The organism is Actinoalloteichus sp. GBA129-24, assembly GCF_001941645.1.
GTDB lineage: Bacteria > Actinomycetota > Actinomycetes > Mycobacteriales > Pseudonocardiaceae > Actinoalloteichus_A > Actinoalloteichus_A fjordicus.
The window spans coordinates 2,237,112-2,255,063 of the sequence record NZ_CP016077.1; the positions used below are offsets into that span (position 1 = coordinate 2,237,112).

Here is a 17,952-nt window from a genome sequence, read left to right on the forward strand (position 1 = left end):
GGCGGGGACCGTGATCGCGGTGGTGGTGCCCGCCCGCGAGGCGGACGACCGGTCGACGATGCGCGGATCGACGATGCGCTGCGCCATCGTGACCTCGGCTCCGATCACGCCGGAGCCGACCCGGTGGGGCCCCTGACTCACAGGGCTCCGACGGCGAGGACCACGCCGAATCCGCCGAGCAGCATGCCGGTGCCGAGATCGAGTCCGTCGCGCACGGAACGCCTGCGCAGCACGGGGGCGAGTCGTCCGACGGCCGTGACATAGGCCAGCCACCACAGGGTGGCCAGCAGCGTCGCGATCCCGCTCAGCAGCAGCGTCTGCCCGACCACCGACCCCGCAGGCTGGATGAACTGCGGCAGCAGGGTCAGGTAGAAGACGAGGGCCTTGGGATTCAACAGGTTGTTCAGTACGCCCTGTACCAGCGGTGCGGGGAGTCGGATGCCGGAACGCGCTGCCGTGCGCCTGGTGCCGTGGGCGGGCAGAGTCTCGGCCGGAACGGCACCGGGCTCGTCGAGCGTCCCCCGGTTCGCCCGGCCACGCCACCACGACCGCAGTGCCTGCCAGCCGAGGAACGCGAGATAGCCGCCGCCTGCGAGGCGCAGCGCCGTGAGCATCCCCTCGTGCGCGGCGATCAACGTCGTCAGGCCGACCACCGCGAGCAGCGAGTACAGGGTCAGGCCCGCCGCGATGCCTGCGGCGGTGAGATAACCTGCCCGGCGGCCGAGCAGCAGCGTGTTGCGGGTGACCAGCACGAAGTCCGGTCCCGGTACGACGATGGTGATCGCGGTGATCATGATGAACAGCGAGATGCCTTCCGGCACGACGGACGCTCCCCGGTCGATGCTGGCGTCGCGGATTCGATGCGCCGGGGAGATCCTGACTGATATTCGGGAGAATGGATCGAAGTCCGTCTACTATTCGCCGAATGTCAGATGCTGCCGAATTGGATTCGATTGATCTTGAGATTCTCCGTCTGTTGCAGAACGACGCACGGATGGCGAACAAGGAACTGGCCGCCGCCGTGCGCGTCGCGCCGTCGACCTGCCTGGATCGCGTCGCGCGGCTGCGCTCGATCGGCGTCATCCTCGGCCAGACGATCCGCGTGGACCCGGAGCGGCTGGGCAGGCCCCTGGACGCGCTGATCTCCCTGCGCATCCAGCCGCATCGACGTGAGCTGGTCGAGCCCTTCGTCTCACACGTGCTCGGCCTGCCCGAGACCAGGGCGCTCTACAACCTGGCGGGTCCCGACGACTATCTCGTCCACGTCTCCACGGCAGGCGCCGCCGACCTGCAACGCCTGGTGCTCGACGAGTTCGCCTCCCGTGACGAGGTCTCCCGCGTGCAGACCACCCTGATCTTTCAACAGTGGTCCGGCGGTCCGCTGCTGCCGCCTGCCGGATCGGCGTGACGCACCGCACCCCCCGGCGGGACCGGGATGTGGGGATCATGGCCTGACCCCGTCGTGACGGCCGTCGTGCCGTCCTCGTCAGAAGGAGCCGGATGAGCCGGATCGAGGTCGGACCGCCGCCGCTGCCGCAGCTCGACGCGCCATGGGAGGCCCGCTGGGCACGAGCCGAGGGACCCGACCTGGACCTGGTCCACGACTGGATGAACCGCGACCACGTGGCGGCGTTCTGGCACCAGGACTGGCCGAGGGAACGCTGGCGCGAGGAGTTGGCCGCGCAGTCTGCGGGTGACCACTCCCGCCCGGTGTTCCTGCTGTACGAGGGAAGTCCGCTGGCCTACCTGGAGGTCTACCGGGCGAGCCGAGATCGGCTGGCCGCGTGTTATCCGGTACAGCCCCACGACCTCGGGGTGCACGTCGCGATCGGCGACCGGCTCGCCACCGGGCGCGGACTGGGCCGGGCGCTGCTCGGCGCGGTCGCGCGCGGACTGCTGCGGGCCGACCCGGCCTGTGACCGAGTGGTCGCCGAACCCGACGTCGCCAACCCGGCCTCCGTTCGTGCCTTCCTCGCGGCGGGCTTCGTCGACCACGGCGAGATCACCCTGCCGGACAAGACGGCCGCCCTGCTGATTCACCCCCGCCGGCCCGAACCGCCCGCCGACCCCGACCGCGCCGAAGAGGCGACGGCCGCGCCGCCGGTCGCGTGACGCGCGGCGGCGCGGAACGGGCGTCGGAACGGGCGTCGGAACGGGCGTCGGAACGGGCGTCGGAACGGGCGTCGGAACGGGCGTCGGAACGGGCGTCGGAACGGGCGTCGGAACGGGCGTCGGAACGGGCGTCGGAACGGGCGTCGGAACGGGCGTCGGAACGGGCGTCGGCGATCAGTCGGGGAGATCGCCCGCTCGGAGCAACACCGAGGAGCGGGCGCCGATCCGAACGCGCTCCAGCGGCCGCAGCCCGGCGGGCAGTGCCACCCGGCGGGAACGGTCGACGAGGACGATCACGGCCGCCGGGGGCAGCGCAGGGCGCAGCGCGCGCAGCAGCGTCGTGACTCGAGCCGCCCTGGTCGCCTCCGCAGCGGCCGGATTCTCGGCGGTGCCGCCGGCGCGGTGCGGGCCGGGGCTGCGCGAGCCGGGGCTGTGCAGACCATGGGCGGCCGAGTCCTCGGAGGCAGGCCCCGCAGCCGTCGGGTCCGTCGCTTCGGCTCGCCCCTGCCAGTCGGTCTGCTCGCCGTAGGGCAGGTCCGTGATCACCAGGTCGACCGGGGGAAGTCCCGCCACTGCCGCCTGCGTCTCGGCCGGGTCCGTCGCGTCGGTGCGGCGGATGAGGGCGGGCAGGTCGCCGCCGCCCACCCGGAGCAGGCCGTCCAGCCTGCCTGCGGCCTCGGCGGCCTCGGCATAGGAGGGCTTGTCGAACTGCCCGGCCAGCTCCCGCAGCCGCGTCGCGCGGGCCCGCAGCCCCGCCGTGCTCAGCATGGCCAGGTTCTCGGTCGCCAGTTCGCAGGCTCGGGGATCGATATCGGAGGCGAGCACCGTGCCCAGTTCGCGGCGGTACAACAGCCCGAGGACGGTGAGCAGGTATCCGCTGCCGCACAACGGGTCCCACAGGGTCAGCTCGCGCCGATCCGGGAGCCACGCCCGTGCCCTGGCGAACAGCTCGACGGCCGGCCGGACCGGGAAGGCGGGAAAACCGGGCGCCGAGCGCAGCACCGATCCGCTCGCCAGGTCGGCGTGATCGGTCCGCTCGACGGCGAAACGGTAGGACACCGGGCACTCCCACTTCAGGCGGCCGACGACGAACCGGGCCGACGGCGTCGCGCCCAGCCTAGGACAGCGGCTCGACCTGCCTCCGGCTCGACCTGCCTCCGCCTCGACCCGATCCGACCGGGCCGATGCGACGCGGCGGGCTCCGGGTGCACCGCCTCGGGCCGAATCGTGCCGACCCCGGGCTTCTCGCCAAGATCACCGGGGCGGACCTAGACGACGATGCAGGCGATGGGCCCTGCTCGTCGTGCTGGCAGCCGTTGCGCCCCCCACAGCCGCCCGGCTGCCGCTCTGCCGCTGACGCACCCGCCGCACCCGCCGCACGTGCCGTCCCGGCCCGCCCGCGCGTGCCCGGCGGCGTGGCCGTCCGCGCACCAGACCGGAGGTGTCCCGGCCGACGAAGCGAATTCGTCCCGCATGATCCGCGACCACGTGCGCAAGCGCCGCAGCCGGACGTCGGTCCAGGCGGATCAGCATGGACACCGGCCGCGACGCAGTCAGCCCAGCCGGCGGCCGGAGGCCTTCGCCCGTCAGGCCAGCGGGCAGCGCCACATCATCAAGCGGTGCATGAACCGTCGCGAGCAGTGGCGCGGCATCGACACCTGCTACGCGAAGACCGGAACCAGCCGTCCCGCCGGGCTCCCCGTCGCCTCGCCTCCACCCGATCCGCTCGGTGATCCAGCCGAGAGTCCCTAGGACGCGGGCGGTCCGAGCCGGTGATTTCCCGGAACTACCCTGTGATGGTCCGGCTCGCCAGCCTCTCGGGCGGCGGCGCGCACCCCGAGAGCGGGGGCACGCTGCGTGGCCGTGTCACGGAGGCAGGCGTGCGACGGCGTCGGTCCGTGCCGCACGGCCCGTGCCGACACCACCCCCAGGTCACGAGGAGACGTGGCATGACTCGAACCGGTGACCACGCGGCCACGAGCGCCGAGCTGGGCGGACCCGAGGGCTCGACGACACCCGAGCCGGTGTTCCGGGCAGGCGACGCCGAGGTGGTCCGTGCCGTCGACGGCCATCTGGCTCGCTACCTGGCCGCCCGTCGAGCCGAGTCGCTCGCCCTCGACGACGACTTCACCGTGGAGCTGGTCGACCCGCTCGTCTCCTTCGTCCGCGACGGCGGCAAGCGAATCCGCCCGCTGTTCGCGTGGTGGGGCTGGCGGGCGGCAGGCGGCGCCGCGACCGGGGCCGAGGCCGACGCGGTGCTGCGCGCCGTCAGCGCGGTGGAGCTGGTGCACGCCTGCGCGCTGGTGCACGACGACGTGATGGACGGCTCCGACGTCCGCCGTGGGCGGCCCGCCGTGCACGTGGCCATGGAGTCGATGCACCGGGACGCCGGGATGCGCGGCGACGGTGCGAACTTCGGCCGGTCGGTGGCCGTCCTGGTCGGCGACCTGGCGCTGTGCTGGGCCGACGACATGCTGCACCAGTCCGGGGTGCCGCACGAACTGCTGCACCGCGCGGGCGCCGCGTGGCGGGCCATGCGCACCGAGATGATGGCGGGACAGTTCCTCGACCTGCGTACTCAGGCGGCGGGCAGCGAGTCGATCGAGGCCGCGCTGCGGGTGAACCTGCTCAAGACGGCGGGCTACACCGTGCAGCAGCCGCTGCGCCTCGGTGCGCTGCTGGGCGGCGCGGGCCACGACGTGACGACCGCGCTCCATGAGTACGGCGCCGATCTCGGCATCGCGTTCCAGCTCCGAGACGACCTGCTCGGCGTCTTCGGCGAGCCCGAGACCACCGGAAAGCCCGCAGGCGACGACATCCGCGAGGGCAAGCACACCGTGCTGGTCAACGAGGCGCTGCGGCTCGCCGATGCCGAGGGCCGTCCCGGCTCCGGTGCGACGCTGCGTGCCGCGCTCGGCGACGCCGACCTCTCGCCGCAACGACTTGTCGAGGTCAGGAGCCTGCTCGTCGAGTCGGGCGCGGTGGACCTCGTGGAGCGACGCATCGAGTCGCTCGCCGCCTCGGCGGTGGAGCGGCTGTCGACCGTCGACCTGCCGGAACCGGCCGCCGCCCGGCTGCGCACCCTGGCCGACGCGATGATCCGTCGTGATGTCTGAGCCTGCCCACCGTCGCCGCCGAGGCTGGGCAGGCACCCTGCGTCCGGAGCGTGGGATGAGCGGGCGGACCGACCATGTCGTGGTCGTCGGCGCCGGGCTCGCCGGGCTGTCCGCCGCGCTGCACCTGCTCGGCGCGGGCCGCCGGGTCACCGTCGTCGAGTCCGCGAGTCACCCGGGAGGCAGGGCGGGCCTGCTGGACGCGGCGGGCTATCGGGTGGACACCGGACCCACCGTGCTGACCATGCCCGAGGTCGTCGCCGACGCACTCGGCGCCGTGGGCGAGTCACTGGCCGACCGACTCGACCTGGTGCCACTGCACCCGGCCTACCAGGCACGCTTCGCCGACGGCAGCGCACTGGCCGTGCACTCCGACGCGGCGGCGATGGAGGCAGAGGTCCGCCGGTTCGCCGGGCCTCGGGAGGCGGCGGGCTACCGGCGACTGCGACGGTGGCTGACCGAACTCTACGAGGCGCAGTTCGACCGGTTCATCGCCGCGAACCTGGGCTCGCCGCTGGACCTGATGCACCCGGCGGCGGCCCGGCTCGTCGCGCTCGGCGGCCTCGGCAGGCTCGGACCTGCGGTGGGCAGGCACCTGCGGGATGAGCGGCTGCGGCGGGTGTTCTCCTTCCAGGCGCTGTACGCGGGTCTGTCGCCGCAGCGCGCCATGGCCGCCTACGGCGTGATCGCCTATCTGGACACCGTCGGCGGCGTGTGGTTCCCGAAGGGCGGCATGCGGGCCCTGCCCCGTGCCCTCGCCGACGCCGCCGCCGCACACGGCGCCGAGTTCCGCTACGACAGTCCGGTGCGTCGACTCGAGCGGGTCGGCGACCGGGTGCGTGCCGTGCACACCGATCAGGAGCGGATCGAGTGTGATGCGGTCGTGCTCACCCCCGACCTGCCCGTCGCCTACCGCCTGCTCGGCCGGACACCGCGTCGGCTCGTGCCGTTGCGTTGGTCGCCCTCCGCCGTCGTCCTGCACCTAGGGGTCGCGAGCGGGGCGCAGGCGGACCCCGCCCACCACGTCATCTCCTTCGGCGGGGCCTGGCGCCGAACCTTCCGCGAGATCATCGACGAGGGGCGGCTGATGTCGGACCCGTCGTTGCTGGTCACCCGGCCCACGGTGACCGATCCGACGCTGGCCCCGGACGGCCGTGAGCTGTTGTACCTGTTGGCGCCCGCCCCGAACCTGGCCGTCGGCCGCCAGGACTGGGCCAGGATCGGCCCGGCCTACCGTGACGAGCTGATCGCGGTGGCGACCCGGCGCGGCCTGCTCATCGGCGAGCCGGACATCGACCTGAACCATCTGGTCACCCCGCGCGACTGGGCCGAGGGCGGGCACGGCGCGGGCACGCCGTTCTCTCTCGCGCACACGCTGAGCCAGACCGGTCCGTTTCGGCCGGGCAATCGGGTGGCGGGCACGGTCAACGTGGCGCTGGCGGGCTCCGGGACGACCCCCGGCGTCGGCGTGCCGACCGCGCTGATCTCGGGCAAGCTCGCCGCCGCGCGCGTCACGGGCATCCCGGCGGGTCCCGGCCGCAGCAGGCAAGGACGGACGCACGGGCGATGAGCCGGGCCGAACTGGACGCGGCGGGAATCCGGGGCGCCGTGCTGCGGAACTCCTATGCACGGTGCCGGGCGCTCAACGCCCGCCACGGTCGCACCTACTTCCTTGCCACCCGGCTGCTGCGTCCCGACCAGCGGCCCGCCGTGCACGCCCTCTACGGCTTCGCCCGCTGGGTGGACGACATCGTCGACGAACCAGGAACGGTCGATCCCACGGCCCGGCTGCACCTGGTGGCCGACCAGACCGCCGCCGAGCTGGCCGCCGGACGCAGCGGCCATCCGATCCTGGCCGCGGTGGTCGACACCGTCACCCGTTACGGCATCGAGCACCACCTGATCACCGACTTCCTCGTCTCGATGCGCATGGACCTGACGGTCACCGAGTACGCCAGCGCCGCCGACCTGGCCGTGTACGTCCGGGGCTCCGCCGAGGTGATCGGCCTCCAACTGCTCCCGGTGTTCGGCACCGTCGGGGCGCGCGGCGCGGCGGCCCGCCATGCCGCCGCACTCGGCGAGGCGTTCCAACTGACCAACTTCCTCCGCGACGTCGGCGAGGACCTCGACCGGGGCAGGCTCTACCTGCCGCTGGACGAGCTGGCCGCCTTCGGCGTCGACCGAGACCGGCTCCTCTGGTGTAGGCGACTCGGGCGACCGGACCCGCGAGTGCGGCGGGCGCTGGCGCACTTCATCGCCCGCAATCGAGCGGTGTATCGGCGGGCGCTGCCGGGCATCCCGATGCTCGCGCCGGACGCACGGCCCTGTGTCGCCACCGCCGCCGTCCTCTACCAGGGCATCCTCGACGAGATCGAGGACTCCGACGTCGACGTCCTCCTGCATCGCGCCGTCGTCCCCCGCAGCAGACGACTCGCCGTGGTCGCACCGGCGGTCCTGCACAGCCTCGGCAGGCGGATGCGGTCCAAGGCAGCAGATCGCCTGCGCCGGACGCCGGGAACCGAGCGATCGGAGACGCCGCTGCCGGGAGCACGGCGGGCCTGACCACTCCGCGTTCTGCGCGGGCGTCGCCGACGGTCCGGGTGGGCTGGGCCGTCGCCTGTCGAGGCCTGTGCCGAGCCCGCGCGAGCTGCGTCCGCCGAAGACGGGCTCAGGCGCCCGCGCCCGCCTGACGATCCTGCCGGTACTCGGCCCGCCCGTCCTGGATGTCCGGAGCCGCCCACAAGTCCCCGCCGCCCACCAGCCCCGACCCGTGGTGGACCGCGTTCGGAGCGAGCCCCGCCACGTGTCCGCACCGCTGATCCGGCCGGCGACACCACCCCGTTACTACACCTGGCCCCACCCCGGCACGGGGGCAGGCCACCAGGGCTTCCGACTGGCTGTCGCCATGGTCATCGCACCGCGAGATTCCTAGATTTTCCCTTGTCAGAAGGTTGCGAATGCGGCACGGACGATCGGCACGGGGAAGATCATGAGAAACGCACGCGCTGGTGTGGTGACGCTGGTCCTCGCCCTGCTGCTGCCGTGGTGCGCGGGCTCGGCGACGGGGCCGGCACCGCTGCAGCCGCTGACGGGGGCAGCGGAATGGTCGCGACAGGTCGTCGACGGAGTGGCGACACCGGATCCCGAGTCGGCCGACCCGAGGGTCGTCGCCGAGTTCTTCGCGAGTCTGCGCCCGCAGCAGGCCGAGGAGCTCGCCGAGAGATTTCCCTTCGTCGTCGGCAATCTCGACGGCGCGCCCGCCACACTGCGGTACGCGGCGAATCGGCGGGCGCTCGCGCAGGAGCGAAGCAGGCTGCGTGCGGTCGCGGCCGATGTCGAGGAGTACGGGCCTGCCAGGGACTCGGCGCGGCACCTGGCGGCCGTCTACGGGCGTCTCGCCAGGGACGGCAGACCGATCCTCGTGTTCGACCCGCGCGGTCGGGGTCGCTATGCCGAGGTGCACGGTGACCTGGAACGCGCCGAGCACGTCGCCGTCATGGTCCCCGGCACGGGCATCACCCTGCGCTCCTTCGATCCCCGTTCCGACCACGTCGGCACGCCGGGGGAGATGGGCGCCGCCCTGTACGCGGCGCAGCGTGCGCTGACGACGGAACCGGCGACGGCGGTGATCGCCTGGGCGGGCTACGACACCCCGCAGGCCCTGGGCGTCGGCGCCGCGACCGCGACTCATGCCGAGGCCGGGGCGGTGCTGCTGAACAGGCTCGTCGAGGGTCTGCACGCCGCGCGGGCGGCGCTGGACGGGACGGCGGAGGGCGGCGAGGACAGCGCGTCGACGCCCGGCCGACCGGCCGCCCCGACAGCGTCTGCTCGCCCTTCTGCCGTTCGCCTCGCAGCAGACTCGGCGAACACGTCGGGGGCGGCCGCACCGCCCCTGCGGCTCGCACTGTTCTGCCACAGCTACGGATCGGTGGTGTGCGGCCGGGCCGCCGCAGGCCTCCCGGTGCAGGACGTCGTCTTCTTCGGCAGCCCCGGCGTCGGCGTGGACTCGGCGGACGAGTTGAACACCGACGCTCGCGTCTGGGCCGCGCGCGGGCCGCAGGACTGGATTCGACATGTCCCCAACGTCCGCCTGCTCGGCTTCGGACACGGTCGCGACCCGTCGTCGGCGGCCTTCGGCGCCCGGCGAGTCCCGGCCGCGCGCGTCGCGGGCCACGACGGCTACCTCCGGGGCGACAGCGACGCCGCCCGCTGGTTCACCCGCATCTCGCTCGGCCTCGCCGCCGAGCCGTACTCGCCGTCGAACAGGACGTGGACCGATGCCCAGATCTGATCAGACCGCCGCTTCGTTGCGGCCGTTGCGTTCCGATCGTCTCGCTTACTCGGCCGCGCCGCCGATCGCCCCGCCGCATCCGGCGGCGCGGCAGCGGTCCGGCTCGCACCCCGGCCGGGGACGGCCGCGCGGGCCGATGCTGCGCAGGAGGGCCGAGGCGATCGACGCCGCGACATCGCCGGAACGGGACCGCGTGATCGACGCCCTGCGCGCGCTGGCCATCGTCGGTGTCGTGCTCGGGCACTGGCTGGTCAGCGTGGTCGTGTTCGACGAGAACGGCCCGCACATCGCCAGCCCGTTGCAGCACATGCCCGCGCTCGCCCCGCTGACCTGGGTGTTCCAGCTGCTCGGCCTGTTCTTCTTCGCGGGCGGCTGGGCGAACGCGCGCAGTCTGCACCGAGCGGCGGGCCGCTCAGTGGGTACAGCGGCGGGCCGCTCGGTGGGTACAGCGGCGGGCCGCTCGGTGGGTACAGCGGCGGGCCGCTCGGTGGGTACAGCGGCGGGCCGCTCGGTGGGTACAGCGGCGGGCCGCTCAGTGGCTACAGCGGCGGGCCGCGCCGCGCCGCGCCACCGCGCCGCGAGGACTCGGGGACGGGCCTGCCTCGGCGGATGGGATCGAGTCGAGCCGGGATCGCCGCTCCGGAGCGCTTATCCGGGCTGGCTGCTCGGCCGCCTGCATCGGATGCTTCGACCCGTGGTGCTGTTGGCGGTGCTGGTGGCCGGTGGCCTCGGCGGGCTGGCGGCGGCGGGCTGGTCGGGCACGGACCTGTACACGGTCGGCCTGTTCGTGGTGAGCCCCTTGTGGTTCCTGCCGGTCTATCTGGGGTTGACCGCGCTCACCCCGCTCGCGGCGACGGCGGTCCGCCGCTGGGGCGCCTGGGCGGCGCTGGGCCCCGCCGTCGTGGTCCTGGTGCTGGACGTCCTGCGGTACGGGCCGTGGTGGGAGGTCCCCGCCTCGGTGGGGACCCCGAACCTGATCGCGGCGTGGCTGGTGCCCTATCTGCTCGGGATCGCGTTCGCCCAGGGCAGGCTGTCGACGGCGGCCGGACTGCGGATGCTGATCGCGGGCGTGCTGGCCTGCGCGGTGCTGATCCTGCTCGCGGACTATCCGGCGAGCATGACGGGCGTGACGGGCGCTGATCGGTCCAACATGGGGCCGCCGTCGCTGCTGGTGCCCGCCATGGCCGTGGCGCAGCTGGGTGTGGCCCTGCTGCTGTATGAGCGGCTTGCCCGACTGCTGCGGCGGCCGATGCTCTGGGCGTCGGTGGTCCTGCTGAATCTGGTGGCGATGACCGTCTACCTCTGGCACCAGACGGCCCTGCTGACGACCCAGCTCGGCACCCACGCGCTGGGCCTGCGCCTGCCCGCCCTCGACGGGGTGCCCGTCGACGCGGCGTGGCTGGCGGGCCGGATCGCCGTGTTCCCGGTGTGCGCGGCGGTGCTGGCGCTGTTGATCCTGCTGTTCCGCCGTTGGGAGCAGCGCAGCGCACCTCGCGTGCTGCACACCGAGCAGGCCGGAGCGTCCGTCCGCCCGGAGGCGTGAGTCTGCGCCGCGCCGTCGGATCGAGAGCGCGTGGTCACCGGGCCCGCCGGATGTGCGGTGCCGCACGGTGACCACGCGGCCTCGACTCAGCCCTCGGTGCGCCAGACCTCGCCGTCGGGGTGCGCGAATCGTCGGCGCGAGTCGGCGTGCATCTCCGCACCGGAACCGGGATCGACGGGCACCCGGTAGCGTCCGCGCTCCACCCGAACCGGGGTGACGAAGTGCTCGTGCAGGTGATCGACGTACTCGATCGCCCGCCCCTCCATCGAGCCGGACACCGCCACGAAGTCGAACATCGACAGATGCTGCACCAGTTCACACAGCCCGACGCCGCCCGCGTGCGGACACACCGGGACGCCGAACTTGGCCGCCAGCAGCAGGATCGCCACGTTCTCGTTGATCCCGCCCACCCTGGTGGCGTCGATCTGGAGGATGTCGACGGCCCCGGCTTGAAGAAGCTGTTTGAAGACCACCCTGTTCTGCACGTGCTCCCCGGTGGCGACCCGGATCGGCGCCGCGCCGGAGCGGATCGCCGCGTGACCGAGGATGTCGTCGGGCGAGGTCGGCTCCTCGATCCACCATGGACTGAACTCGCGGAGCCGACGCAGCCACGGCACCGCCTCGTCGACGCTCCACCGCTGATTCGCGTCGATGGCGATCCGCACGTCGGGCCCCACCGCCTCCCGCGCCACCCGCATCCGACGGACGTCGTCCGTCACCGAGGCTCCGACCTTCAGCTTGATCAGGTCGAAGCCGTCGGCCACCGCCTCGGCCGAGAGCCGCGCGAGCTTCTCGTCGTCGTAGCCGAGCCAGCCGGGAGAGGTCGTGTAGCCCGGATAGCCTGCCGCCTCGAGTTCGGCCAGCCGCTGCCCGCGACCGGGCTCGGCCGCCCGCAGGATCGCCAAGGCCTCCTCGCGGGTGAGCGCGTCGGTGAGGTAGCGGAAGTCGACGAGGTCGACGAGCTGTTCCGGGGTGAGCGAGGCGAGCAGCCGCCACACCGGCAGCCCGGCGCGCTTGGCGGCCAGGTCCCACGCGGCGTTGACCACCGCGCCGACCGCCATGTGCATGACGCCCTTCTCCGGCCCGAGCCAGCGCAGCTGCGAGTCCGAGACGAGCTCGCGAGACAGCCCGCCGAGATCGGCGCACAACTCCTCGACGTCCCGGCCGACGACATACGGCGCGAGCAGTGCGATCGCCGCGCACTGGACGTCGTTGCCCCGGCCGATGGTGAAGACGAAGCCGTGTCCGTCGGGCCCGTCGTCGGTGCGCAGCACCGCATAGGCGGCCGAGTAGTCCGGATCGGGATTCATCGCGTCCGAGCCGTCGAGTTCCCGCGAGGTGGGGAAGCGCACGTCAGAGACGTCGAGCGCGAGGACTCGGCTCATTCGGCGGTTCCCGATGTGACCATGACCTGGCGCTGTCGGCCCAGCCCGTCGATCTCGATCTCCACGACGTCCCCGGCGGCGAGATACGGGAAGCGACCGGACATGGCGACCCCCTCCGGGGTTCCGGTGTTGATGACGTCGCCGGGCTCCAGGGTCAGGAAGTGGCTCAGGTGCCAGACCAGGTGGGCGACGCTGAACACCATGTCCGAGGTGGAGGAGTCCTGCCGGGCCTCGCCGCCGACCCAGGACCGCAGGCGCAGATCCTGCGGGTCGGCGATCTCGTCGGCGGGTGCCAGCCACGGGCCGAGCGGGTTGAAGCCGGGACCGCACTTGCCCAGCGACCACTGGCCGCCGGACCGCTCCAGCTGCCACTCGCGCTCGGAGATGTCGTTGGACACCGTGTAGCCGGCGATGTGCGCGAGGGCGTCCTTCTCGCTGGCCAGCCTGCTGGCACGCCTGCCGATCACGACCGCCAGCTCCACCTCCCAGTCGGTGCGCGAGCTGTTCGGCGGGATCTCCACCGCGTCGTCCGGTCCGACGATCGTGTTGGGATGCTTGAAGAACAGGATGGGCTGGGCTGGCGGTTCGGCGCCGGACTCCCGCGCGTGGGCTGCGTAGTTCTGGCCGATGCACAGCACCGCCGTCGGCCGCGCCACGGGCGCGCCGACCCGCAGGCCCGTCGCGTCGAGCGCGGGCAGCGTCCCGGCGGCGAGCGCCTGCCTGGCGCGGGCGATGCCGTCGCCCGCGAGAAAGGCGCCGTCGATGTCGTCGGTGACCGGGGTCAGGTCGAAGACCGAGCCGTCGTCGGCTCGCAGGGCGGGACGTTCGGCCCCCACAGGACCGAGTCGAAGCAGCCGCACGGGTACTCCTCTCCTACCGCCGTGGCAGGCGGTCTGGACGATGTGGACGGTGTGTCTCTCGGCCTGGTGCCGGGCGATCTCCGCCCAGCGGCCGACGGACCCGCGCTCCTCGGCGGGGGCCAGGGCTCGGCGAGACGCGCCGGGACGCGGGTTCGTGGGACGGCGGGCGATCGGAGGCGGGCGCGGCGGCACGACTTCGGACGGGCTGTCGGTGCTCACCCGCCCGCTCCGATCCGGCGCGCGGGCGCCCGAGGCGCGTCACGGCGTGTCCCGACTCTCGACCAGCGGCCGCAGCCGGTCGTAGTAGGCCGCCTCCAGGTGGGCGCGCATGGCCGTCTCGGCCTCGGTCGGGTCGCCGCGCAGGATCGCCTCGGTCACCCTGCGGTGCTCCGCCACCGTCATCGTGCCCGCCCGGTGGTCGTAGTACAGCCGGAAGATGTGCAGGTGGCAGTGGGTCCGTTCGAAGGCCCGTCGGATCTGGCCGCTGCCTGCCAGCTCGGCGACGAGCAGGTGAAAGCGGGTGTCGTGCAGGGCGAGTTCCTGATAACGCGGGGAATCCGGCGTCGCGCAGGAGTCCATCTCGGCACGCAGCCGGGACTTCGGCCCCGTCCCGGCGGAGCGAGCCGCCTCCGAGGCCGCCCACGGTTCGATGAGCAGCCGGAAGCGGTAGAGGTCGTCCAACTGGTCGAGGGTGAGCAGCGACGTCGTCCGATAGCCGCGCAGCGGCTCCTTGACGAGGAGTTCGGCCGACTCCAGCCGGGCCAGCGCCTCGCGGACCGGGGTGGGGGAGACGGCAAGCGTGCGGGCGAGCCCGTCAATCGAGACCCTGGCGCCGGGGGCGATCGCGTGATCCATGATGAGGTTCTTGATCGTCTCGTAGACGTCGTCGACCAGGACGTTCCTGCGGCGACCCTGCGGCGCGGTCGTCGTCGCGGGACCGGGGTCGGTTTCTGCCGTGCCGACGGCCATCGTGCCTCCCGCGTCCGTGCGCCAGAGCCGCCTCGACGGCAACCCTTCGTCCTGCACCCTAGGCTGAGGCGGCCCGAAATCCTATAGGATTCGCCGACCGCCGGCCTCCTTCGGTCGAACTCGGAGCCTGGTGGGAGTCCCGCCCTCGGCGCACGGCCTGGAGTCCGAATCGGAGCCCGACGAGGATCGTCCTGCGGATCGGGCGGGATTCGGACGAGTCGGGACGGGCAGCGGTAACGGCGTACCCCGGCTTGCGCGGGGCGGACCACAGACACACCGAAGGCGCACCCGGCCTGGCCGGCTCACCCCCGCTTGCGCGGGGCGGACACTCGGGCGCTGTTCGCCGTGCCGCCGATCCCCGGCTCACCCCCGCTTGCGCGGGGCGGACATCACCGCGTGCGACAGACTCGGCATCCGCGACGGCTCACCCCCGCTTGCGCGGGGCGGACGGCGAGCCGAGCAGCACGGGCGTCCTGCACATCGGCTCACCCCCGCTTGCGCGGGGCGGACACCCGACGCCCGGACCCGCGCAGGAGTATGCCCGGCTCACCCCCGCTTGCGCGGGGCGGACTCGCGACGCGCGCGCAGCTTCGTCGGGCGGGTCGGCTCACCCCCGCTTGCGCGGGGCGGACACCTGCTCTACCTCCTGGACCACCTGCACCGGGGGCTCACCCCCGCTTGCGCGGGGCGGACCCACCGACCACGCCTGGGTCGTCACCACACCGGGGCTCACCCCCGCTTGCGCGGGGCGGACCCTTACCGACCTGCTCCTCTAGGAGGGCGTTATTGTTTTGTGATCATGGGGTGAGGCCTCCTGAGGGCACCTGGGGTCGCCGTGCCTGGGCGTCGGCCGGAGTCGCTCCGGCCGTGGTCGGCAGGTCATATGTCGCGCACCGGCGGGCATTCGGATGGCGAATCGCGCGTGGCGCTGTCAGGCGATCACGCGACGGCTCGACTCGCCGCTGGAGCGCGGGAGGGCTGAGCTTCGCCTGCCTCAGGCGGGCTTCGGTCGCGTCGTCGCCGGGACATGACCCGCGCGGGTCGCGGCCGCGCGCGGGAGGCCGCTGACCGAGGCGGCGGAATCGCGTTCCCGCCGGGTTCGCATCCGACTCCGGTCGGTGCGGCCCGCGAGATCCGTCGGCCCGCCGTCCGAAGTGGACGATCCAGGTCCGGCCGAGTTCCTGGCCAGCGCCGCGCGCAGGCCCGGCCTGCCGTCGGAGTGCTGCGCGCGCGGCGGATCGAACGCGGGGGTGTTCCTGGCCAGCGCGCGCACCAGGGCGCCTAGGAAACCTTCAGTCATCGTCGCCTCCAGTGCCTCGGTGAACGGTCAGTTCGCGGTGCGCCTCGGCTCGGACCCCGCTCAGGTCGGCGGTCTGCTGCTCGGATGATGTCGCCGCTTCCTCGGCGGCAGGCCCTGCCGGGACGGACGGCGGCGCGGCGGCGGGCAGTGCTCTGGTGATCTGCTCCACCAGCAGTGGAGCCGCCACCCCGATGGCCAGGGCGCCGAACGGGCCGCTGACCTGACCGGTGATCCCGGCGGCGGCGGCCAGCCCTGAGCCGACGCCCAGCCGGATCAGCACCGAGACCAGCAGCGGCAGCGGGCCCGGCTCGCCGGGAATCCGCCACGGCCAGTTCCCCGTCCGCCGGATCGCGCCCGAGAACTCCAGCCCTTCGACCGCGAAGCCGCCGAAGAGCCCCCAGACCGCGTACTCCCACCCACCCACCGTCCTAATGTAACGCTCGGTGTCCGATCATGAACCCGATACGTACCATGATAGGCCGCGATGTCGTCGGGACTGCCCTCCGTACGAGGGTCGTTTCTCCGGTGTGCGCAGCGATCGGATGATCTCCTCGCGCTCACGCAGCGTGGTCGTCACGGGAAGTGCGGACGTCCCGCGTCGTCTCGCCGCGCCGACTGCCTGTTCTTGCGGGCCTTGCGAGGTGCGGCAGCCGGTCTCGCCGGGTCCCTCGGCGGGTGGCGATCACTGACGCTAAACGCGAATTGAGTTGCATTTAACCGAGACGCCCTGCGACGCTGCGCATCAGCGGCGGAAGAGCCGTGTCGCCGGGGGCCGTGCCCGCAGAGAAGAGAGTCGCCATGCCCGCAATTCCCGACCCGACCGTGCTGCATCCGATGCCGGATCGGCCGAGCGTGGTGCTGCTGAAGCCGCTGATCGGCCCGAGCTATCGGATCGACGTCGGCGAGTTCACTTACTACCACCATCCGGAGCGCGCGCTGGACTTCGTGGAGCGCAACGTGCTCTACAGCCACGGCGCCGAGCGGCTGATCATCGGCCGATACTGCGCGATCGGCGCCGACACGCGATTCATCATGGCGGGTTCGGCCCACCCGGCCTCGGGGGTGTCGACCTTCCCGTTCACGATGTTCGGCGGCGAGTGGCTGGAACGGACCTTGGACGTGATCCTGGCGATGCCGCGCAAAGGCGACACCGTCGTCGGCAACGACGTGTGGTTCGGCTACCAGTCCACGGTGATGCCCGGCGTCCGCATCGGTGACGGCGCGATCATCGCCACCGGAGCCGTCGTCACCTCCGACGTGCCGCCCTATGCGATCGTCGGCGGGAACCCGGCCCGCGTCATCCGCCTGCGCTATGACGAGGCCGACGTGGCCCGGCTGACGGCGGCCGCCTGGTGGGACTGGCCGGTCGAACTGGTGACCGAGCACGCTCGCACGATCATGACGGGCACCCCCGCCGACATCGAGCGCATCGCGGCCGAGGCCGTGTCCTCTGCGCAGTCCGACGCGAGGTAGCCCGCCGGTCCGGCGACGGGCCGGGAACAGCGTGCTCGGCGTCGCGGCGTTGCCGGAGTCTCGGCGTGCTGGACGTTTCGGCGTGCTCCGCTCAGCCGCGCAGGAAGTACAGGATCGTCATGGTCACGGCGGTGACCAGGATGGTGCCGCGCAGGATGCCGGGCGGCAGCCTGCGGACGAGGTGCGCGCCGCCGTAGCCGCCCGCGACGCCGCCCACGAGCATCGCGAGCAGCGGGAGCGGATGGGCGAGGACGTCGGAGGCGACGAGGAAGAGCACCGTCGCGGTGGCGTAGACGGCGGAGAGCTGGCGGACCCGCATCGGATTGCTCTTCGCGACGTCCAGCCCCAGCCCGACACCCCACAGGGCCATCATCAGGATGCCTACGGCTCCGCCGAAGTATCCGCCGTACATCGCGAGGACGAACTGACCGATCAGGATCGGGCGCGGACCCAGGCGCAGCGTCCGTCCCGCCGCGTTCCGCAGCAGGGTCGACAGCCGACGGCCGAACGCCAAGACGACGGTCGCGAACGCCAGCAGCCACGGCACCGCGACGTCGAACGACTCCGACGGCAGCGCGAGCAGCAGCCCGGCGCCGATCGCACCGCCGACCATGCTCGTCACGGTGAGCGCGGTCGTGGAGGTGACACCGACGGGCACGACCTCCCGGCGATAGACCCAGGCACCGACGACGGCACCCGGCACGAGCGCGACGGTGGACGCGGCGTTCGCCGTGACGGGCGGCAGCCCGGCGGCGACGAGGGCGGGCAGTGCGAGGAAGGTCCCGCCGCCGCCTGCGGCGTTCAGCGCACCCGCCGCAATGCCCGCGAGCAGGAGGAAGACGATCTCGGCCACGCGCCGAGCATCACACCGCCGAGCGGGGCCCACAATGCGTCATCTCCGCAGTC

At 72.8% G+C, this 17,952-nt stretch carries 17 protein-coding genes and 1 CRISPR repeat array; of the genes, 8 read left to right on the forward strand and 9 right to left on the reverse strand.

Translation table 11 applies throughout. From position 1 onward, the window contains the following. Positions 1–137: 137 nt before the first annotated feature. The gene (locus tag UA75_RS10145; protein WP_198042981.1) at positions 138–821 is read right to left on the reverse strand and encodes a LysE family translocator; all 684 of its coding nucleotides are present in this window, start codon (positions 819–821) and stop codon (positions 138–140) included. A gap of 104 nt (positions 822–925) precedes the next feature. On the opposite strand from UA75_RS10145, the gene UA75_RS10150 reads away from it, so the two are divergent. Both UA75_RS10150 and UA75_RS10155 read left to right on the forward strand, forming a co-directional pair. Further along, positions 926–1,408: an Lrp/AsnC family transcriptional regulator gene (locus tag UA75_RS10150; protein WP_075740023.1), complete on the forward strand. Its 483-nt coding sequence runs from the start codon at positions 926–928 to the stop codon at positions 1,406–1,408. Between the two features lie 92 nt (positions 1,409–1,500). After that, positions 1,501–2,112, forward strand: a complete 612-nt coding sequence (locus UA75_RS10155; protein WP_075740024.1) for a GNAT family N-acetyltransferase — start codon at positions 1,501–1,503, stop codon at positions 2,110–2,112. 174 nt (positions 2,113–2,286) lie between these two features. Here UA75_RS10155 and UA75_RS31685 read toward each other — a convergent pair whose 3' ends face one another. Then, positions 2,287–3,171 (reverse strand): hypothetical protein, encoded by an 885-nt coding sequence (locus tag UA75_RS31685; protein ID WP_075740025.1) that lies wholly within the window; start codon positions 3,169–3,171, stop codon positions 2,287–2,289. A gap of 890 nt (positions 3,172–4,061) precedes the next feature. Between UA75_RS31685 and UA75_RS10170 the strand changes: the two genes are divergently transcribed. From UA75_RS10170 to UA75_RS10180, 3 genes are read left to right on the forward strand one after another with little or no spacing between them, the layout of a single operon-like run. Continuing rightward, positions 4,062–5,228 (forward strand): polyprenyl synthetase family protein, encoded by a 1,167-nt coding sequence (locus tag UA75_RS10170; protein ID WP_083683084.1) that lies wholly within the window; start codon positions 4,062–4,064, stop codon positions 5,226–5,228. Beyond that, a complete protein-coding gene (crtI, locus tag UA75_RS10175) occupies positions 5,221–6,795 on the forward strand; it encodes a phytoene desaturase family protein (protein ID WP_083683085.1) in 1,575 nt (524 codons plus the stop codon). Before UA75_RS10170 ends, crtI begins: the two co-directional genes overlap by 8 nt. Next, positions 6,792–7,787, forward strand: a complete 996-nt coding sequence (locus tag UA75_RS10180; protein WP_075740027.1) for a phytoene/squalene synthase family protein — start codon at positions 6,792–6,794, stop codon at positions 7,785–7,787. Before crtI ends, UA75_RS10180 begins: the two co-directional genes overlap by 4 nt. Before the next feature lie 106 nt (positions 7,788–7,893). Here the strand turns inward: UA75_RS10180 and UA75_RS34905 are convergent, their stop codons facing one another. After that, positions 7,894–8,028 carry a hypothetical protein gene (locus tag UA75_RS34905; RefSeq protein ID WP_257787505.1) on the reverse strand — a complete coding sequence of 45 codons (135 nt, stop codon included), beginning with the start codon at positions 8,026–8,028 and terminating at the stop codon, positions 7,894–7,896. Positions 8,029–8,214: 186 nt separating this feature from the next. Between UA75_RS34905 and UA75_RS10185 the strand changes: the two genes are divergently transcribed. Continuing rightward, entirely contained in the window at positions 8,215–9,516 is a 1,302-nt protein-coding gene (locus tag UA75_RS10185; RefSeq protein ID WP_075740028.1) for an alpha/beta hydrolase, read from the forward strand. Next, positions 9,503–11,059: an acyltransferase family protein gene (locus UA75_RS10190; protein ID WP_157434094.1), complete on the forward strand. Its 1,557-nt coding sequence runs from the start codon at positions 9,503–9,505 to the stop codon at positions 11,057–11,059. Before UA75_RS10185 ends, UA75_RS10190 begins: the two co-directional genes overlap by 14 nt. An 86-nt stretch (positions 11,060–11,145) precedes the next feature. On the opposite strand, the gene UA75_RS10195 is transcribed toward UA75_RS10190, so the two are convergent. From UA75_RS10195 to UA75_RS10215, 5 genes are all read right to left on the reverse strand, one after another. Further along, a complete protein-coding gene (locus UA75_RS10195) occupies positions 11,146–12,444 on the reverse strand; it encodes an L-fuconate dehydratase (RefSeq protein WP_075740030.1) in 1,299 nt (432 codons plus the stop codon). Further along, positions 12,441–13,304, reverse strand: coding sequence for a fumarylacetoacetate hydrolase family protein (locus tag UA75_RS10200; protein ID WP_075740031.1), 864 nt, complete (start codon positions 13,302–13,304; stop codon positions 12,441–12,443). The genes UA75_RS10195 and UA75_RS10200 overlap by 4 nt, the downstream gene beginning before the upstream one ends. A gap of 258 nt (positions 13,305–13,562) precedes the next feature. After that, on the reverse strand, positions 13,563–14,273 hold the full coding sequence (locus UA75_RS10205) for a GntR family transcriptional regulator (RefSeq protein WP_075740032.1): 711 nt from the start codon (positions 14,271–14,273) through the stop codon (positions 13,563–13,565). A gap of 237 nt (positions 14,274–14,510) precedes the next feature. Beyond that, a CRISPR array of direct repeats spans positions 14,511–15,027; the repeat unit is 29 nt; unit sequence CGGCTCACCCCCGCTTGCGCGGGGCGGAC. Between the two features lie 240 nt (positions 15,028–15,267). Continuing rightward, entirely contained in the window at positions 15,268–15,573 is a 306-nt protein-coding gene (locus UA75_RS10210) for a hypothetical protein (RefSeq protein WP_157434095.1), read from the reverse strand. Continuing rightward, positions 15,566–15,997: a hypothetical protein gene (locus UA75_RS10215; RefSeq protein WP_075740034.1), complete on the reverse strand. Its 432-nt coding sequence runs from the start codon at positions 15,995–15,997 to the stop codon at positions 15,566–15,568. The genes UA75_RS10210 and UA75_RS10215 overlap by 8 nt, the downstream gene beginning before the upstream one ends. A gap of 374 nt (positions 15,998–16,371) precedes the next feature. Between UA75_RS10215 and UA75_RS10220 the strand changes: the two genes are divergently transcribed. Continuing rightward, on the forward strand, positions 16,372–17,046 hold the full coding sequence (locus UA75_RS10220; protein ID WP_075740035.1) for a CatB-related O-acetyltransferase: 675 nt from the start codon (positions 16,372–16,374) through the stop codon (positions 17,044–17,046). Between the two features lie 91 nt (positions 17,047–17,137). On the opposite strand, the gene UA75_RS10225 is transcribed toward UA75_RS10220, so the two are convergent. Further along, entirely contained in the window at positions 17,138–17,899 is a 762-nt protein-coding gene (locus UA75_RS10225) for a sulfite exporter TauE/SafE family protein (RefSeq protein ID WP_075740036.1), read from the reverse strand. Positions 17,900–17,952: the final 53 nt, after the last annotated feature.

What these genes read in the sequence shown, in the direction of transcription:
- UA75_RS10150 (WP_075740023.1), top strand. Translation starts at nt 926, where the DNA reads ATGTCAGATGCTGCCGAATTGGATTCGATTGATCTTGAGATTCTCCGT.
- UA75_RS10155 (WP_075740024.1), top strand. Translation starts at nt 1,501, where the DNA reads ATGAGCCGGATCGAGGTCGGACCGCCGCCGCTGCCGCAGCTCGACGCG.
- UA75_RS10170 (WP_083683084.1), top strand. Translation starts at nt 4,062, where the DNA reads ATGACTCGAACCGGTGACCACGCGGCCACGAGCGCCGAGCTGGGCGGA.
- crtI (WP_083683085.1), top strand. Translation starts at nt 5,221, where the DNA reads ATGTCTGAGCCTGCCCACCGTCGCCGCCGAGGCTGGGCAGGCACCCTG.
- UA75_RS10180 (WP_075740027.1), top strand. Translation starts at nt 6,792, where the DNA reads ATGAGCCGGGCCGAACTGGACGCGGCGGGAATCCGGGGCGCCGTGCTG.
- UA75_RS10185 (WP_075740028.1), top strand. Translation starts at nt 8,215, where the DNA reads ATGAGAAACGCACGCGCTGGTGTGGTGACGCTGGTCCTCGCCCTGCTG.
- UA75_RS10190 (WP_157434094.1), top strand. Translation starts at nt 9,503, where the DNA reads ATGCCCAGATCTGATCAGACCGCCGCTTCGTTGCGGCCGTTGCGTTCC.
- UA75_RS10195 (WP_075740030.1), bottom strand. Translation starts at nt 12,444, where the DNA reads ATGAGCCGAGTCCTCGCGCTCGACGTCTCTGACGTGCGCTTCCCCACC.
- UA75_RS10205 (WP_075740032.1), bottom strand. Translation starts at nt 14,273, where the DNA reads ATGGCCGTCGGCACGGCAGAAACCGACCCCGGTCCCGCGACGACGACC.
- UA75_RS10210 (WP_157434095.1), bottom strand. Translation starts at nt 15,573, where the DNA reads ATGACTGAAGGTTTCCTAGGCGCCCTGGTGCGCGCGCTGGCCAGGAAC.
- UA75_RS10220 (WP_075740035.1), top strand. Translation starts at nt 16,372, where the DNA reads ATGCCCGCAATTCCCGACCCGACCGTGCTGCATCCGATGCCGGATCGG.